Source organism: Ramlibacter agri (genome assembly GCF_012927085.1).
Taxonomy (GTDB): domain Bacteria; phylum Pseudomonadota; class Gammaproteobacteria; order Burkholderiales; family Burkholderiaceae_C; genus Ramlibacter; species Ramlibacter agri.
Window position 1 is genome coordinate 170,451 of record NZ_JABBFX010000001.1, and the last position, 15,861, is coordinate 186,311.

At 69.5% G+C, this 15,861-nt stretch carries 17 protein-coding genes; 9 read left to right on the top strand and 8 right to left on the bottom strand.

The window, feature by feature from the left end:
• The first annotated feature begins 129 nt into the window (after positions 1-129).
• From HHL11_RS00870 to HHL11_RS00895, 6 genes are all read left to right on the top strand, one after another.
• Entirely contained in the window at positions 130-762 is a 633-nt protein-coding gene (locus HHL11_RS00870; RefSeq protein WP_169416499.1) for a ProQ/FINO family protein, read from the top strand.
• An 83-nt stretch (positions 763-845) separates the two neighbouring features.
• A complete protein-coding gene (locus tag HHL11_RS00875; protein WP_169416500.1) occupies positions 846-1,799 on the top strand; it encodes a phosphotransferase enzyme family protein in 954 nt (317 codons plus the stop codon).
• A gap of 11 nt (positions 1,800-1,810) precedes the next feature.
• Positions 1,811-2,737, top strand: coding sequence for a LysR family transcriptional regulator (locus HHL11_RS00880; RefSeq protein ID WP_169416501.1), 927 nt, complete (start codon positions 1,811-1,813; stop codon positions 2,735-2,737).
• A gap of 84 nt (positions 2,738-2,821) precedes the next feature.
• Positions 2,822-3,865 carry an ABC transporter substrate-binding protein gene (locus HHL11_RS00885; RefSeq protein WP_169416502.1) on the top strand — a complete coding sequence of 348 codons (1,044 nt, stop codon included), beginning with the start codon at positions 2,822-2,824 and terminating at the stop codon, positions 3,863-3,865.
• A complete protein-coding gene (locus HHL11_RS00890; RefSeq protein ID WP_169416503.1) occupies positions 3,865-4,812 on the top strand; it encodes an isopenicillin N synthase family dioxygenase in 948 nt (315 codons plus the stop codon). Before HHL11_RS00885 ends, HHL11_RS00890 begins: the two co-directional genes overlap by 1 nt.
• A 90-nt stretch (positions 4,813-4,902) precedes the next feature.
• Positions 4,903-6,057, top strand: a complete 1,155-nt coding sequence (locus HHL11_RS00895) for a response regulator (protein WP_169416504.1) — start codon at positions 4,903-4,905, stop codon at positions 6,055-6,057.
• A 13-nt stretch (positions 6,058-6,070) separates the two neighbouring features.
• Here HHL11_RS00895 and HHL11_RS00900 read toward each other — a convergent pair whose 3' ends face one another.
• Positions 6,071-6,970, bottom strand: a complete 900-nt coding sequence (locus tag HHL11_RS00900) for a LysR family transcriptional regulator (protein ID WP_169416505.1) — start codon at positions 6,968-6,970, stop codon at positions 6,071-6,073.
• A 74-nt stretch (positions 6,971-7,044) separates the two neighbouring features.
• On the opposite strand from HHL11_RS00900, the gene HHL11_RS00905 reads away from it, so the two are divergent.
• Both HHL11_RS00905 and HHL11_RS00910 read left to right on the top strand, forming a co-directional pair.
• On the top strand, positions 7,045-8,043 hold the full coding sequence (locus HHL11_RS00905) for a Bug family tripartite tricarboxylate transporter substrate binding protein (protein ID WP_169416506.1): 999 nt from the start codon (positions 7,045-7,047) through the stop codon (positions 8,041-8,043).
• Positions 8,043-9,239 carry a M20 aminoacylase family protein gene (locus HHL11_RS00910; RefSeq protein ID WP_169416507.1) on the top strand — a complete coding sequence of 399 codons (1,197 nt, stop codon included), beginning with the start codon at positions 8,043-8,045 and terminating at the stop codon, positions 9,237-9,239. Before HHL11_RS00905 ends, HHL11_RS00910 begins: the two co-directional genes overlap by 1 nt.
• Here HHL11_RS00910 and HHL11_RS00915 read toward each other — a convergent pair.
• The 3 genes from HHL11_RS00915 to HHL11_RS00925 all read right to left on the bottom strand — a co-directional run bounded on the left by HHL11_RS00915 (position 9,175) and on the right by HHL11_RS00925 (position 11,828).
• Entirely contained in the window at positions 9,175-10,380 is a 1,206-nt protein-coding gene (locus tag HHL11_RS00915; RefSeq protein ID WP_240979977.1) for an MFS transporter, read from the bottom strand. The two genes, HHL11_RS00910 and HHL11_RS00915, sit on opposite strands and share 65 nt — an antisense overlap.
• Positions 10,381-10,472: 92 nt before the next feature.
• Positions 10,473-10,988 (bottom strand): winged helix-turn-helix transcriptional regulator, encoded by a 516-nt coding sequence (locus HHL11_RS00920; protein ID WP_169416508.1) that lies wholly within the window; start codon positions 10,986-10,988, stop codon positions 10,473-10,475.
• Positions 10,989-11,057: 69 nt separating this feature from the next.
• Complete coding sequence (locus tag HHL11_RS00925) at positions 11,058-11,828, bottom strand: AraC family transcriptional regulator (protein ID WP_240979978.1); 771 nt, start codon at positions 11,826-11,828, stop codon at positions 11,058-11,060.
• Between the two features lie 88 nt (positions 11,829-11,916).
• Between HHL11_RS00925 and HHL11_RS00930 the strand changes: the two genes are divergently transcribed.
• Positions 11,917-13,149, top strand: coding sequence for an MFS transporter (locus tag HHL11_RS00930; protein WP_169416510.1), 1,233 nt, complete (start codon positions 11,917-11,919; stop codon positions 13,147-13,149).
• Positions 13,150-13,165: 16 nt separating this feature from the next.
• Here the strand turns inward: HHL11_RS00930 and arfB are convergent, their stop codons facing one another.
• Genes arfB through HHL11_RS00950 form a run of 4 tightly spaced genes read right to left on the bottom strand, consistent with a single transcriptional unit; the run spans position 13,166 to position 15,860 of the window.
• Positions 13,166-13,555: an alternative ribosome rescue aminoacyl-tRNA hydrolase ArfB gene (gene arfB, locus HHL11_RS00935; protein WP_169416511.1), complete on the bottom strand. Its 390-nt coding sequence runs from the start codon at positions 13,553-13,555 to the stop codon at positions 13,166-13,168.
• A gap of 36 nt (positions 13,556-13,591) precedes the next feature.
• A complete protein-coding gene (locus HHL11_RS00940; protein ID WP_169416512.1) occupies positions 13,592-14,872 on the bottom strand; it encodes a TRAP transporter large permease subunit in 1,281 nt (426 codons plus the stop codon).
• Positions 14,869-15,417, bottom strand: a complete 549-nt coding sequence (locus HHL11_RS00945) for a TRAP transporter small permease (protein ID WP_342593152.1) — start codon at positions 15,415-15,417, stop codon at positions 14,869-14,871. The genes HHL11_RS00940 and HHL11_RS00945 overlap by 4 nt, the downstream gene beginning before the upstream one ends.
• Positions 15,414-15,860: a type II 3-dehydroquinate dehydratase gene (locus tag HHL11_RS00950; RefSeq protein ID WP_169416513.1), complete on the bottom strand. Its 447-nt coding sequence runs from the start codon at positions 15,858-15,860 to the stop codon at positions 15,414-15,416. Before HHL11_RS00950 ends, HHL11_RS00945 begins: the two co-directional genes overlap by 4 nt.
• Between the last annotated feature and the right edge of the window lies 1 nt (position 15,861).

The following is a 15,861-nucleotide window of genomic DNA, read 5'->3' on the forward strand; positions in this document are numbered from 1 at the left end:
CCACTAAACTGTCGCCAAGGCGAAGAAGCCCTCTCCCACTGGGAGGCGAGCTCGCCCGGCAGGCGGCGCCATCGGAGCCGCCTGCTTTGCATCACCCGGCCGCTTGGCGCCTGTCGACCAAGAATGACCATGACCCAAGATTCGATCGCCCCCTCCCCAGCTCCGCGCGGCAAGGCCGCCGCCCGCAAGGCCCCCCGGCCGGTCCATCCCCTCCTGGAAAAGCTGTTCGAGCTGTATCCGCGGCTGTTCGGCGCCCGCTTCCTGCCGCTGAAGATCGGTGTGTTCGAAGACCTGGTGGCGGCGCACCCGGAAGCGCTGCCCGCGGCCGACCTCAAGGTGGCGATCGGCCTGCACACGCGCTCGACGCGCTATATCGAGGCCGTGGCGTCCGGCCTGGGCCGCCATGACCTGCAGGGCAAGCCCACGGAGCCGGTGGCGCCGGAGCACGTGCATCACGCCATCCTGGAGGTTTACCGGCGCCGCAGCGGCCGGGCGCCGGAGCAGGCGCGCGAGCGCGCCGTGGCGCAGCTGGCGGCCGCCGTCGAGGCGTCGGGCCTGAGCCGCGAGGAGTATCGCGAGCGCTTCAACTCGCCCGACGACAACGTGCACGCAATGCTGGAAGAAGCCCTGGCCATCGTGGCGCAAAAGGGCGCGCGCCGCGAAGCCCTGCAGAACGCCTTCCAGGCCAGCGGCAAGACGGTGGCCGAATTCGCCGAGATGTACGGCCTGGACCCGAAGGAAGCGAAGAAGCTGCTGGGGTAAGCGGAACCTCGCCAGCGCCGCGAGCTGACGCAAGGGCCCCTCGCCCTGTAAAGTCGGCCGCCTCGCCCTTCCCTCCGAGGCCCATGCAAACCGCCCACACCATCCTCGCCGGCGAAGCCATCGCCCAAGCCTTGCGCGGCCAGCCGGCCCTGGGCGAGATCGAAAGCTGCGCGCTGCTGCGGCGCGGCTTCAACGAGGTCTACGAGCTGCGCAGCAGCACCGGCCGTTACGTTGCCCGCCTGGCCGCGCTGCGTGCCCGAGGCCCGTCCAATGTCGCCTGGGAGCTCGCCTTCCTCGCCCACCTGGAGTCCTGCGGCGCCAGCGTGGCGGGCGGCGTCGCGGGGCCGATCCGGCTGGCCTTGCCGGAAGGCCAGCGCGATCTCGCAGTGTTCCGCCACGTCGAGGGCAGCTGGCCCGAGTCGGAAGAGGACTACGCGCTGACGGGCGAGGAGCTGGGGCGCATCCACGCGGCCGGGGCCAGCCTCGATGGCCCGCCCAGCCGCTACACGATCGATCTCGAGCACCTGGTGACGCACCCGCTGCAGTGGCTCGGCGAGTCGCCCACCATGGACGCGGCGCTGGTCGATGACTTCCACGCGCTCGCGCAGGAAGTTCGCAAACGCATTGGCGACGCGCGTGGCCTGGAGCACGTCACGTGCCATGGCGATTGCCATGGTGGCAACAACTACATCGCCGCGCAGCGCGCGACCTTCTTCGACTTCGACGATGCCGGCCCGGGCTGGCTCGCCTATGACCTCGCGGTGCTCTTGTGGGGCCAAGTGCCGCGCCGTGCCGACCCGGCGCTGGAAGCCGAGGCGGCCGGGAAGTTCAAGCAGTTCCTCGCGGGCTACCGCCGCGTGCGGCCCGTCGCCGATGCAGATCTCGCGGCCGTGCCGGCCATGATGGTGGCGCGCCACATCTGGCTGCTGGGCGAATACGCCAGCCGGCGCCACCACTGGGGCACGCAGGCGATCCCTACGGTCTGGCTGCGCAAGCAGGTGCCGCTGATGCGCAGCTGGCTGGAGCTGCGCCTGTAGATTACGGCCCCATGCAGCCGTTCTCCTTGCAGGTCCGCTATTTCGAGCAGGTCGCCCTCAACAAGTCGGTGCGGCGCGCGGCGGAGCGCCTGCATGTCTCGCCCTCGGCCGTCACCCGGCAGATCGCGCTGTTCGAGGAGCAGCTGGGCGCGCCGCTGTTCGACCGCCTGCCGCGCGGCGTGCGCCTCACCGCCGCCGGCGAGATGATGCTGGCGCAGATCCAGCGCATGCAGCGCGAGTTCGGCTCCGCGCTGGCGCAGGTCGATGCGCTGAAGGGCATGCGGCGCGGCCACGTGGGCATCGGCGTGCTGCAGTACATGAGTTCGCATTTCGTGCCCGAACTGATCGTGGACGTGACGCGCGACCACCCCGGCTTCGCGTACACGATCCACACCGGCAACTCGCCGGAGATCATCGACCGCATCCTCAAGGGCGAGATCGACATCGGCCTGTGCTGGGCGCCGCCGGCCTCGACGCCCGTGCGGACCGTGCGCGTCTACCCGGTGCCGATCGGCGTGGTGGTCGCGACCGACCACGAGCTGGCCGGGCGCAAGGCGATGCGGCTGGCCGAGTGCCTGACCTACCCGCTGGTCCTGCAGTCGCAGGACATGGCCTTGCGCCGCACGCTGGAGGACGCAGCCCGCGGCACCGGCCGCCGGGTCGCGCCCTTCGTCGAGTCGAACTCCATCGCCACCATCGTGTCGCTGCTGGTCGCGCGCGCCGGCATCTCGGTGATGACGCGGGTGACGGTGCAGCAGGAGCTGGCCAACGGCACGCTGGCCCACATCCCCATTTCCGACCGCGGCGTCTCCACGATGCCGCTGGCCCTGATGGTGCGCGCGGACCGCCCGCTGACGCCCGCCGCCGCCTTGCTGCTGGAGCTGCTGGAACACCGCTTCAACGCCTACGCCGGCCAGGCCAGCGTTGCTTCCAGGTAAACGCAGGACAGCGTTTTTGTTGCTTGTGCGGGCTTGCGGGCTCTTCTAGATTTGACCGGGATCAAAGTCCCCGAAACCCAAACCATGTCTCGAGTCCACACGCTTTCCCGCCGGCAGTTCTCCGCCGGCCTGGCCGCCGCCGCGGCCGTCGGCCTGCCCGCCCTCGCCCAGGCCCCGCTCACCAAGGTCCGCTACCAGCTGGACTGGCGCTTCGAGGCCGGCACCATTCCCCACATCGTCGCCCTGCGCAAGGGCTACTTCGCGGCGGAAGGCCTGGACGTCAGCCTCACCGTCGGCATCGGCGCGGCCGCCACGGTGAACCGGCTGACCACCGGCAACTTCGACATGGGCACCGGCGACATGAGCTCGCTGGCGGAATTCGCCGCCAACAACGGCCAGGTCCCGGCCAAGGCCGTGATGGTCCTGTACGAAACCACGCCGGCCGCGGTGTTCTCGCTGAAGAAGAGCGCGATCGCCAAGCCCGCCGACCTCAAGGGCAAGACGCTGGCCGCGCCCATCACCGATGGTGCGCGCCGCATCTTCCCGCTGTTCGCCAGCGCCAATGGCCTCGGCCCCAACGACGTGAAATGGCAGACGGTGGACGCCGCACTGCGCGAGTCCATGTTGGCCCGCGGCCAGGTGGACGCCATCTCCGGCTACATCGCCTCCGGCCTGATGTCGCTGCAGCGCCTGGGCGTGAAGCCGGAAGACATCGCGACGATGCGTTTCTCCGACTACGGCGTGCCGCTGTACGGCAACGCCGTGATGGCGACGCCGACCTTCCTGCGCGAGCAGCCGAACGCGGTGGCCGGCTACCTGCGCGCGCTGACGCGCGGCTACAAGGACGCCCTGATGGACCGCAACGGCGCCGTGGCCCTGCTGAAGGCGCACGAGCCGCTGGCGGTGGACGCGATCGAGCTGCAGCGCCTGCGCATCATCCTGGAAGACGAGATCGGCACGGCCGCGGTGCGCAAGAACGGCATCGGCCAGTTCGACCTGGACCGCTACCAGCACGGCATCGACGCCCTGGCCAAGGTGCTGGAGTTCAAGAGCGTGCCCAAGGCCGCCGACCTGGTGGACATGAAGCACCTGCCCGCCGCCCCGGCCCGCATGATCTTTGCCGCGTGATGTCGCCCGAGACCATTCCCGCCATCGACTTCTCCCGCTACCGCTATGGCGCGGCGGAAGAACGCGCCGCGGTCGCGCGGCAGATCAACCAGGCCTGCCGCAACTACGGCTTCTTCTACCTGGACCAGCACGGCATCCCGGCAGACGTGATCACGAACGGCTTCGCCGCCGCGCAGGAATTCTTCGCGCTGCCGGTGGAGCAGCGCGTGGCCTGCAAGGCCACCACCGGCCGGCAGAACCGCGGCTACCAGCCGATGTTCGACACCCAGCGCGAAGGCGAGGCGCCCGACGTCAAGGAGTCCTTCGACATGGGCTATCCGCTGGACGAGGCAGCCCTCGCGCAGCTGGCGGAGATCCCGTTCTACTCGCGCAACGCCTGGCCGCAGGACCCCGGTTTCCGCTGGCGCGTGGAGAACCTCTACTTCTCCATGCTGCAGTGCGGCCAGCAGGTGCTGCGCGCCATGGCCGAGTCGCTGGATCTTGATACCAATTTCTTCGTGGCGCGCTGCGAACAGCCTTTCACGAACATGCGGCTGGTGCACTACCCGCCGCAGCCGCCGGCGCTGGAAGAAGGCATAGGCGCGCGAGCCCATACCGACAAGGGCCTGATCACGCTGCTGTTGAACGACGCCAACGGCGGCCTGCACGTGCAGTCCACCTCGGGCGACTGGATAGACGCGCCGCCGCGCCCGGGCGCGCTGATCATCAACGTCGGCGACCTGCTCACGCGCTGGACCAACGGCCGCTTCCGCTCCGCCGTCCACCGCGTGGTCAACATCTCCGGCAACGAGCGCTTCTCGATCCCGCAGTTCCACCACCTCGATTACTTCGCCAAGGTGGACCCGGCGGACATCCCGGGCGGCGGCGACACCGCGTACGAGCCGATCCAGGCCGGCGAGTTCGTCGCGCAGGGCTTCCGGCGGGACCGGAAATCCTGGCGGAACTGAATCCCCTCCCGCGCCGCGGGCTTTGCCGATAACATCCGCCTGGCATGCAGGCTGGCAAAGGCGCCAGTCCGCCGCCAGGAAGGACGCAGCATGGGCATCGCGGACAAGACGGAGAACGCGCTGGATTTCCGGGAGCTCGCCGAGACCTGCCCGGCGGGCCTGATGCAGGTGGACGCCCAGGGCCACTGCAGCTACGCCAATGCGGAGTGCGTGCGCCTGCTGGACGTCGTCGACCCGCTGGGCACCGGCTGGATGCAGGCGGTGCATCCGCTGGACCAGGCGACCGCCAGCGCGATGTGGCACCGCCCCTACGACACGCTCGGCATCGAGCGCATCCTGCGCGTCGAGCGGCTGGATGGCCCGATGACGCATGTGCGCCTGCGCGCCGCGCCGCTGGCCTCGCACGTCGGCAAGCTGCGCGGCTACACGGTGTCGCTGGTGGACGTGACGCCTTCGGCCAGCAAGCTGGAGCGCCTGGAGTCCGCCAACGCCTTCCTGGCGCGCGCCGAGGCCATCGCCGGCGTCGGCTGCTGGCGCTTCGACATCCGCACGCGTGAACTGCAGTGGACCAGCAACATGCGGCGCATCCACGAACTGCCGGACGACTACGTGCCGCGCGGCGACGAGCACGTGAAGTACTTTTCCGCCGGGGCGCGCATGCAGCTGGAGGACGCCGTGCGGCAGTCGATCGCCAGCGGCCAGTCCTGGGACCTGCGCCTGCCGATGCGCACGGCCAAGGGACGCGAGCTCTGGGTCCGCTCCGTTGGCGAGCCGCAGTACGAGGACGGCCGCCTGGTTGCCGTGACCGGCGTGCTGCACGACATCACGCAGCTCGTGCGGCTGGGCCTGGGGCTGCCGGCGAAAGCCGGCAAGCCGCGCGTGCTGGTCGTGGACGACAACCCGATCAACCAGGTGGTCGCCGTCAAGCTGCTGCAGAAACTGGGCTGCGAGGACATCGACGTCGCCAACGACGGCAGCGAAGCCGTCCGCATGGCGGCGCAGCGCGAATACGGCCTGGTGCTGATGGACTGCCAGATGCCGGTGATGGATGGCTACGAGGCGACGCGCCGGCTGCGCGAAGCGGGTTGCCGCTCGCTGATCGTGGCCGTCACCGCCACCGTGGTCGACGGCGCCCGCGAGCGCTGCCTGGAGGCGGGCATGGACGAATTCCTCGGCAAGCCCATCGACATCGGCAAGCTGCAATGGGTGCTGGCGCGCCAGGCGGAGCGATCCGGCCGGCACTGAGGCCGCGCGGGCCTCAGTCCACCATCCGCTGCGCCACGAACTCGCGGAACAGCGACATCACCGGAGCCTCGCTGCGGCCTTTCAAGGTGACGTAGGCGAAGCGCGCCGTCGCCTTGAGGGCGGGCCGCACCGGCAGGATTTCCAGCGCCCCCGCCGCCAGCCGCTCGCGCGCCGTGGCCAGCACGCCCAGCAGGATCGTGTCGGTGCGCTCGACGACGTCGAGCATCCCGCGCACGTCCTCGCTTTCCATCGTCAGCAGCCGTGCAGGGTTGGCGGCGGCGCCGTACTGGTCCATCAGCACCCGGGCCACTTCAGTCGACAGCGGCGTGGAGGCGATCGGGTAGCGCTGCACGTCCGCGAGCGTCACCGACTGCCGCGCCAGCAGCGGGTGCCCGGCCCGCACGATCCAGCCGCCGGCCATCTCCGCCACCGGCTCGATGCTGAGGTCCTCGTCCGGCGACAGCACGCGCATGTCGACCACCAGCGCATCGAGCTGCCGCTCGCGCAGGTGGACCAATTGCAGCTCGGTCGGCCCGCGCACCAGGCGCACGCGCACCTTCGGGTGGTGCACCGCCATTTCGCTGAGCAGCGGCACCATCAGGATCGCGCCTGGCCCCGAGCCGAGACCGATGCGCATCGCGCCTGCGTCCGCATTGCGCATCAGCTCGGTGGCCCGCTTCAGCTCGGAAGCCTCCAGCACGATGCGGCTGGCGCGCTCGACGAAGTGGCGCCCGAGCGGCGTCAGCTCGTTGCGCTTGCCGATGCGATCCAGCAGCTTGCCGTCGATCTCCATTTCCAGCGCCTGGATGCTGCGGCTCAGGGCCGACTGCGTGAGGAACAGCTTTTCGGCCGCGCGGCTGAACGAGCCGCTCTCGGCGACGGCCAGGAAATGCTCGAGGTGGCGGATGTGCATGAATGAGCTCCTCGAATCATTATCCGGAAAATAATGCATTGGACACATGCAGGGCCCACTCCTAGCATCGGACGATGAACCCCAGCAAACGCCTCGTCCTGGGCCGCGCGGCGGCCGCCTTCGCCGGCCTCACCCTCGCCGGCCTCTCCTTCGCGCAGTCCTTGCCGGGCCGACCGGTGACGCTGATGGTCCCCTACCCCGCCGGCGGGGTTTCGGACGTGATCGCCCGCACGATCAGCAGCACGCTGTCGAAGCAGCTGGGGCAGACCGTGATCGTCGACAACCTGGGCGGCGCCAGCGGCGGCATCGCGGCGCAGAAGGTGCTGTCCGCGCCGGCGGACGGCCACATGGTGTTCCAGGGTTCGCCCAACGAGCTGGTGCTGGCGCCCATGTCCAACGCGGCGCTCAAGTACCGCAGCGAGGACTTCCGCCTGGTGCAGATGATCTCGATCAACCCGCTGGCGGTGTTCGCCCGCAAGGACCTGCCGGCCAGCAACGGCGACGAGCTGCTCGCCTACGCCCGCAAGGCCGCGGCGGAGGGCAAGCCGATGACCTACGCCAGTGTCGGCGCCGGCTCCATGTACCACCTGCTGGGCGAGCACCTGTCCAAGCTGACCGGCATCCCGATGACGCACGTGCCGTACAAGGGCAGCGCGCCGGCCCTGCAGGACCTGATGGGCGGCCAGGTCGACATCTTCATCACGCCCTATGGCACCGGCCAGGTCGCGATGATCGACCAGGGCAAGCTGAAGGCCGTGGCCGTGCTCTCCGCCGACCGCCAGCAGCTGCTGAAGAACGTGCCGCCGCTGCAGGACACGCCGGCGCTGAAGGGTTTCGTGTTCGACACCTGGGCCGGCTACTTCGTGCGCAAGGACACGCCGGAGCCGGTGGTGCAGGCGTTGCACAAGGCGCTGGGCGAAGTGGCGAACGACCCCGCCATCCGCGAGGCGCTGGAAGCGCAGGCGATGGTGGTGCCGCGCCCGCAGCCGCTGCCGGCGCTGGCCAGGCTCTATGAGGACAATGCGGCCAAGTACCGCGCCATCGCGAAGGCGATGAACCTGCAACCCCAGTGATGGGTGCCATCGAGGGCGGCTACCTCGGCGACGCGCTGTTGCCGCGGCTGGGCGAATTCATCCGCATCCGCCGCGACATCCACGCGCACCCGGAACTCGCTTTCGGCGAACACCGCACGGCGGCGCTCGTCGCGGGCAAGCTGGCGGAATGGGGCTACGAGGTGGCCGCAGGCATCGGCGGCACCGGCGTGGTGGGACGCCTGCGCCGCGGCCGCGGTGCCAGATCCCTGGGCATCCGCGCCGACATGGACGCGCTGCTGGTCACCGAACACCCGGGCCGCGACTGGGGGAGCCGCACGCCGGGCGTGATGCACGCCTGCGGGCATGACGGCCACACGGCCACCTTGCTGGCCGCGGCCCGGTTGATCGCGGAAGAAGTCGAGTTCGACGGCACGCTGAACCTGATCTTCCAGCCCGCCGAGGAAGGCGCCGGTGGCGCGCCGCGCATGATGCGGGACGGCCTGTTCGAGCGCTTCCCTTGCGACGCGGTGTTCGCGCTGCACAACATCCCCGGGCTGCCGGCTGGGCACTTCCACTTCCGCAGCGGGCCGGCCATGGCCTCGAGCGACAACGTCACCATCACTCTGCGCGGCGTCGGCGGCCACGGGGCCATGCCGCAAGCGGCGGCGGACCCCATCGTTGCAGGCGCGGCCCTGGTCTCGGCCTTGCAGACGGTGGTGGCGCGCAACGTCGATCCACTGCACAGCGCGGTGGTGACCGTGGGCAGCTTCCACGCCGGCACGGCCAACAACGTGATCCCCGAGCAGGCCGTGCTGGAGCTGAGCGTGCGCGCCCTGGACCGCGCGGTGCGGCTGCTGTTGAAGGAGCGCATCTGCGAGCTCGCGCGCCTGCAGGCCGCGAGTTTCGGCGTGACGGCGGAGATCGATTGGCGCGACGGCTATCCGGTGCTGGTGAACACGCAGCCGGAAACGGGTTTCGCCGCCCAGGTGGCGCTGGACCTGTTCGGCCGGGAGCGCGTGAACACGGATGCCGCGCCGCTGACCGCCAGCGAGGACTTTGCCTTCATGCTGGAGAAGGTGCCGGGCTGCTACGTGCTGGTGGGCAACGGCAGCCCGGGCACGCCGGGCGCCTGCGCCGTGCACAACCCCGGCTACGACTTCAACGACGACATCATCGCGCCGGCTGCGCGCTTCTGGGCGGCGCTGGCCGCACGTTACCTGGCACATCGGGACTAGCCGAGCGGCGGATGGCAGCGCCCGCCTTTTGCGAGCTGAGGATGGCGAGCACGAAGACGCCGACGCTGAGGAAGCCCAATTGGTGCGCGCCGAGCAGGTGGATCCCGACCGCGCCGAGCACGCCGGCCGTCGTCACGCCCAGGTAGGTCGCAGCAGTGTTCAGCCCGAGCACGATGGGTGCGATGGCGGGCGCCACGGTGACCAGCCGGTATTGCTGCGGCCCCTGGATGCCCCAGCCGGTCGCGCCCCACACGGCGACGGCGAGCGCAGCCGACCAGAGCCAGGCGCTGGCCCACGGCAGGACGGCCATCGTGGCCGCCTGTACCACCAGCACCACGAACATCAGCTTGGTCGCACTGACCTTGTCGAGGACGCGGGCGAGGGCGATGTTCGTCACGGTGCCGCTGGTGCCCCAGACCACCAGCAGCGCGCCGAACACGAAGGCGTTGGCCAGCACGCGGTCGAAGACCACGGAGAAGTAGATGTAGACCAGGAAGTTGCCGGCCATGCCCAGGAAGGTGGTGAGCAGGGTCCAGCCCACGCGCGCATCCTGCAAGGGGGCCAGGCGCGCCTTCAGGGCGACCTTGGGCGGCAGGGGCACGTCGTGCAGCAGGGACAGGATGCCCAGGCCCGCGGCGAGGCCGATCGCCGAGACGAAATACATCGTCCAGCGCCAGTCGCTCAATCCGCCGATCACCGTGCCGATGGGAGAGCCGAGCGCCGTGGCCGCGGTCAGGCCGGCGACGATGATGGCGATCGCCTGGCCGCGGCGCTCGGGCGCGACGATCGTCGCGCCGGTGCCCGTTGCGGTGGGCGCGTACATGGCCGCGCCGAGGCCGGCGAACACGCGGGAGACCAGCGCGATCGTGAAGCTGGGCGCCAGCGCCGTCGCCAGGTTGGCGAGCACGAAGATGCCCAGCCCCGACAGCATCAGCTGCTTGCGCGGGACATGCGCGGCGATCGCCGCCACCGTCGGCGCCAGCAGCGCATAGGCAATCGCATAGAGCGTCGTCAACTGCCCGGCGATGCCGATGTCGACCTGGAAGCTCTGCGCGATCTTCGGCAGCACGCCGGCCACCACGAAGGTATCCGTCCCCAGCGCGAACATCCCGAGCGCCAGCACCAGAAGCCGCTTGTCCATTCCCATCACCTCTTCGCGTCACAGTTGCGTGATGCAACTATAGGCGAAGCAGTTTTTTCATGCAACTGACTGGACGAACGGTCAAGGTGAGCTCAGCGGGGCGGGATCCGGCCCAGGACGCGCTCGTTGCGGCCGTCGATGACGGCGTGCGTGTTGGAGGTCGCGCCGGGGCCGGGCGCGAAGCGAACGTCACGGAAGCCCAGCGGCTTGCCGCCCTTGGCGTGGACCGACAAGGTCTCGATCGGGCGGCCCGTCTTGTCCTCGACCAGCGCCGTCGGCGGCTTGCCGCGGTGGGCCAGCCAGCGGTCGCCCCACTGCATCAGCGCGACGATGACCGGGTACAGGTCCTCGCCCTTGGGCGTCAGGCGGTAGCCGTCGGTGTTGGCCCGGTCCGGCAGCGGGTAGCGCTCGACGATCCCGAGCTCCTGCAGCCGCTCGAGGCGGGCCGTGAGGATGTTGCGGGCGATGCCCAGCTCCTTCTGGAACTGGTCGAAGCGGTTCATGCCCTGCGTCATCTCGCGGACGATCAGCAGGGACCACCACTCGCCGACCTCCTCGAGGGAGCGGGCGATCGAACAGTTCATTCCGGTGAAACTCTTGCGCTGCATGGACGGAAGTCTATGCCAGCGCAGTTGCATGAAGCAACTGCCATGCCGGAACCCCCGCCGGCTTTGCGGCTACGCCGCCTCCGGCGCGAAGAACTGCGTCGGCGACTGCCCGAAGTTCTTGCGGAACATCGTCGCGAACGCGCTGGGGCTGTCGTAGCCCAGCGCCAGCGCGACGTCGATGACCCTCTCGCCGGTCGCCAGCAGTTCCAGCGCGCGCAGCAGCCGCGCCTGCTGCCGCCACTGGCCGAAGGTCATGCCGGTTTCCCTGGTGAAGAGGCGCTGCACCGTCTTGACGTCGATGGCCAGCCGCTTCGCCCAGTCGCCGAGGGTGGAGGTGTCGTCCGGCTGCTCCTGCAGCGCGTGGCAGATGCGAAGCAGGCGCGCGTCCGCCGGCATGTGCAGGTGCAGCGGCAGCACCGGCAAGGCCCGCAGCTCGTCGAGGATCAGCCGCATCAGGCGGGCGTCGCGCGTGCCGGCCTGGTAGGGCTGCGCGACGTCCATGGCGGCGCGCAGCAGCTCGCGCAGCAGGGGCGGGATCGCCACGGCCTGGGTCTGGTCCAGCAGCTTCGGCGCGATCTTCGGGGCGATCAGCAGGCTGTGCATGCGCACTTCCCCGACGCAGCGGATTTCGTGCGTCGTGCCCGCGGTCATCCAGATGCCGCGCGTGGGCGGGACGATCCAGCGGCCGGCTTCGGCCTGCACCACGATCACGCCGCGGTCCGCGTACAGCAGCTGGTGGCGGTCGTGCAGGTGCGGCGGGATGTGCCAACCGACGGGGTAGGTCGTCCGCCGCGCAAGGACGGGACTTGCGCCGGGCGGGGAGGGGCTCGGGTACACCATGTCCTTTTTGCGAAGGTTCCTGGTCGGATGGCGCGAGACAGGCGCTCGCGGCCTGCCTAGGATTCTGGCTGCAAAAACCAGAATCCCCATGACCGCTTCAGCCCAGACCCTCTCTCCCGGCGGCGCGCAGCCGGCCGCGGACCCGGCGCCCGCGAAGGCCCGGCCCGCCTTCCGCATCCTGGGGGCGCTGAGCGCCTCGCACATGGTCAACGACATGATGCAGTCGCTGATCGTGGCGATGTACCCGATCCTCAAAGGCAACTTCGCCCTCAGCTTCGCGCAGATCGGCTTCATCACCCTGACCTACCAGCTGACGGCGTCGCTGCTGCAGCCCTTCATCGGCCTCGTCACCGACAAGCGCCCGCGGCCCTACTCGCTGCCAGTGGGCATGTTCTTCACGCTCGTCGGCCTGCTGCTGCTGGGTTTTGCGCCGAACTACCCGATGCTGCTGCTGGCGTCGGCCTTCGTGGGCGTGGGCTCCTCGATCTTCCATCCGGAGTCCTCGCGCATCGCGCGCCTGGCCTCGGGTGGCCGGCACGGCCTGGCGCAGTCGCTGTTCCAGGTGGGGGGCAACATGGGCACGGCCATCGGCCCGCTGCTGGCCGCGGCCTTCATCGTGCCCTTCGGCCAGGGCAGCGTGGCCTGGTTCAGCCTGGCGGCCCTGGTGGGCGCGGCGATGCTGCTGCAGGTGAGCCGCTGGTATTCGGCGCACCACGTCGCCATCAGCCGCAGTGCGAAAGCCGCGCCGGCCGCGCCGTACCCGCGCCGGGTCGTGATCGGCGCCGTCCTCGTGCTGCTGGTGCTGATCTTCTCCAAGTACTTCTACGTCGCCGGCATCAGCAGCTTCTACACCTTCTACCTGATCGAGCGTTTCGGGCTGTCGGTGCAAAGCGCGCAGGTGCACCTGTTCATCTTCCTGTTCGCGTCGGCCCTGGGCACGATCTTCGGCGGCACGGTGGGTGACCGCATCGGCCGCAAGCCGGTGATCTGGGTGTCGATCCTGGGCGTGGCGCCGTTCGCGCTGCTGCTGCCGCACGCCGACCTGTTCTGGACCACGGTGCTCACCATCATCATCGGCCTGGTGCTGTCGTCGGCCTTCTCGGCGATCCTGGTCTACGCGCAGGAACTGATGCCGGGGAAGGTGGGCACGGTGTCCGGCCTGTTCTTCGGTTTCGCCTTCGGCATGGGCGGCCTGGGCGCGGCGGTGCTGGGCGTGTTCGCGGACCGCACCAGCATCGACTACGTGTACCAGACCATCGCCTGGCTGCCGCTGCTGGGCCTGGTCGCGGCGCTGCTGCCCAAGGAAAAGCGCCGGGCCTGATGCCCTACTCGCGGCCCTACTCGCGGACCTTGCCGCGCCCGGCCTTCAGCTCGGAGCGGATCGACTTGCCTTCGAGCCGGCGCCGCTTCGAGCCATAGGTCGGCTTCGTCGGCTTGCGCACGGCCTGCACCTGCGAGGCTTCTTCCACCAGGGCCTCCAGGCGCGCCAGCGCCAGCGCGCGGTTCTGCTCCTGGCTGCGCGCCGACTGCGCCTTGAGGATCAGGATGCCGTCCTTGCTGACGCGCCGGCCCGGCATGGCGAGCAGGCGCTCCTTCACGGATTCGGGCAGGGACGAGGCACGGATGTCGAAGCGCAGATGCACTGCGCTCGACACCTTGTTGACGTTCTGCCCGCCCGGCCCCTGGGCGCGCATGGCGGTGAACTCGACTTCTTCCTCGCGAACCATGGCCGCGATTAGACCCGAACTCGCGGGCCGGCGCCGCTACTTGTAGAACCAGTGCGCGGGCACGGTGACCAGCTTCGGGAACAGCACCATCGCGAACATGACGATGAACTGCATCAGCATGAAGGGCAGCACGCCCTTGGTCACCGCATCCATGCTGACCCGGCCCACGCCCGCCACCGTGTTGAGCACCACGCCCACCGGCGGCGTGATCAGCCCGATCGCGTTGTTGATCATGAACAGCACGCCGAAGTAGATCGGGTCGATGCCGGCCGCCGTCACCAGCGGCATCAGCACGGGCGTCAGGATCAGGATGGTCGGCGTCATGTCCAGCGCCGTGCCCACGATCATCACCAGCACCATGATGCCGATCATCAGCAGCGTCTGGTTGCCCAGCAGCGGCTGCAGCAGGCTGACCACCTGAGACGGGATGTTGGCCACCGTGATCAGCCAGGCACTCACCGCCGCCGCGGCCACCACGAACATCACCACCGCACTGGTCCGCGCGGCTGCGACCAGCACGCCGAACAGCTGCGAAGGCTTCAGCTCGCGGTAGACCAGCGTCGCCACCACCAGCGCGTACACCGCGGCCACCACGCCGGCTTCGGTCGGCGTGAACACGCCCATCTTCAGGCCGATGATGATGATGAAGGGCAGCACCAGCGCCCAGGCGGCGTCGCGCAGCGCGCGCAGCAGTTCCTTGGCCGACTTGCGCGGCGGCGATGCCACGTTCTCCCGGCGCACCAGCCAGGCCCATGTGACCCACAAGGTCGCGGCCAGCATGATCCCGGGGAAGATGCCGGCGAAGAACAGCTTGGAGATCGACACGTTGGCGGCGACGCCGAACACGACGAAGCCGATGCTGGGCGGAACCACCGGCGCGATGATGCCGGCGGAGGCGATCAGCCCCGCGGAGCGCGCGCGGTCGTGGCCGGCGCGTTCCATCATCGGCAAGAGCAGCGTGGACAGCGCGGCCGCATCGGCCACGGCGGAACCCGAGAGCGCGGCCAGCAGGCAGGCGGCGACGATGGTGACGTAGCCCAGGCCGCCCTTGATGTGGCCGACCAGCGCCAGGGCCAGGTCCACGATGCGCCGCGACAGGCCGCCGACGTTCATCACCTCGCCCGCCAGCAGGAAGAAGGGCACGGCCAGCAGCGGGTAGCTGTCGGCGCCGTTGATGACGTTCTGCGCCAGGATCTGCGCATCCATCATGTCCAGCTGCCACATCAGCGCCGCGCCGCAGACCAGCAGCGCGAAGGAGATCGGGATGCCCAGCGCCATCGCGCCGAGCAGCGAGCCGACGAAAACGAACAAGGTCATGCCTGCTCCTCCGACTCGCGCACGATGATCAGGTCTGCGTCGGCCACGCGGCCGGTCAGCAGCTTGAACAAGTCCATGCCCAGGATGGCCGCGGCCGACACGCTGAAGACGACGCCGACCGAGTAGAACCAGGCCATCGACGCACCGCTGGAGGGCGCCGAGACGTCCCAGTTGATGCGCGCCTGCGCGAGTGAACCGCTGAACAGCAGCCAGCAGACCCAGAACATCAGCACGTAGCCGACGACCAGGCACACCTTCTTGCCCGTGACGCCGAGCCGGCCCACCAGCACTTCCGTGCCGAGGTGGCCGTGCTCGCGCAAGGCCACGGTGCCGCCCAGGAAGGTGAGCCACACGAACAGCCAGCGCGAGATCTCCTCCGACACCGCGATGCCGGAGTTGAATGCGTAGCGCAGCACCACGTTGCCGAACACCAGCAGCACCATGGCCACCAGGCAGCCGGCCACCACGTACTCGAGGCCGCGGCAATAGAGGCGCAGGATGCGGTCGCCGGCCAATTCGCCGGCGGGTTTGGCGAGCGCCTTCACGCCTTGGACTCCGCCGCGATTTCGGCGAGGGCGCGCAGGCCCGCCGTGTACGAGCGCCAGCCCAGGCCCTGGATCGTGCCCTTGACCGCCGGCGAGATGATCGAATGGCTGCGCCAGGGCTCGCGCGCGGCGATGTTGCTCATGTGGATCTCGAACACCGGGAAGGGCATCGCCTTGATCGCATCGTGCAGCGGCACGCCGTACTGCGTGAGCCCCGCGGGGTTCACCAGCGCGCCCTGCGCGGTGTCGATGTTCTCGTGCAAGGTGTCGATCAGCGTGCCCTCGTGGTTCGACTGCACGATGTGCAGGTCGACGCCGAGCTCGCCGGCCAGCTTCTGCAGCCGCTCGTTGATCTCCGCCAGCGTGGTGGTGCCGTAGATGTGGGGTTCGCGCCGGCCGAACAGGTTCAGGTTCGGGCCGTGCAGGACGAGGAGGCGCGTCATC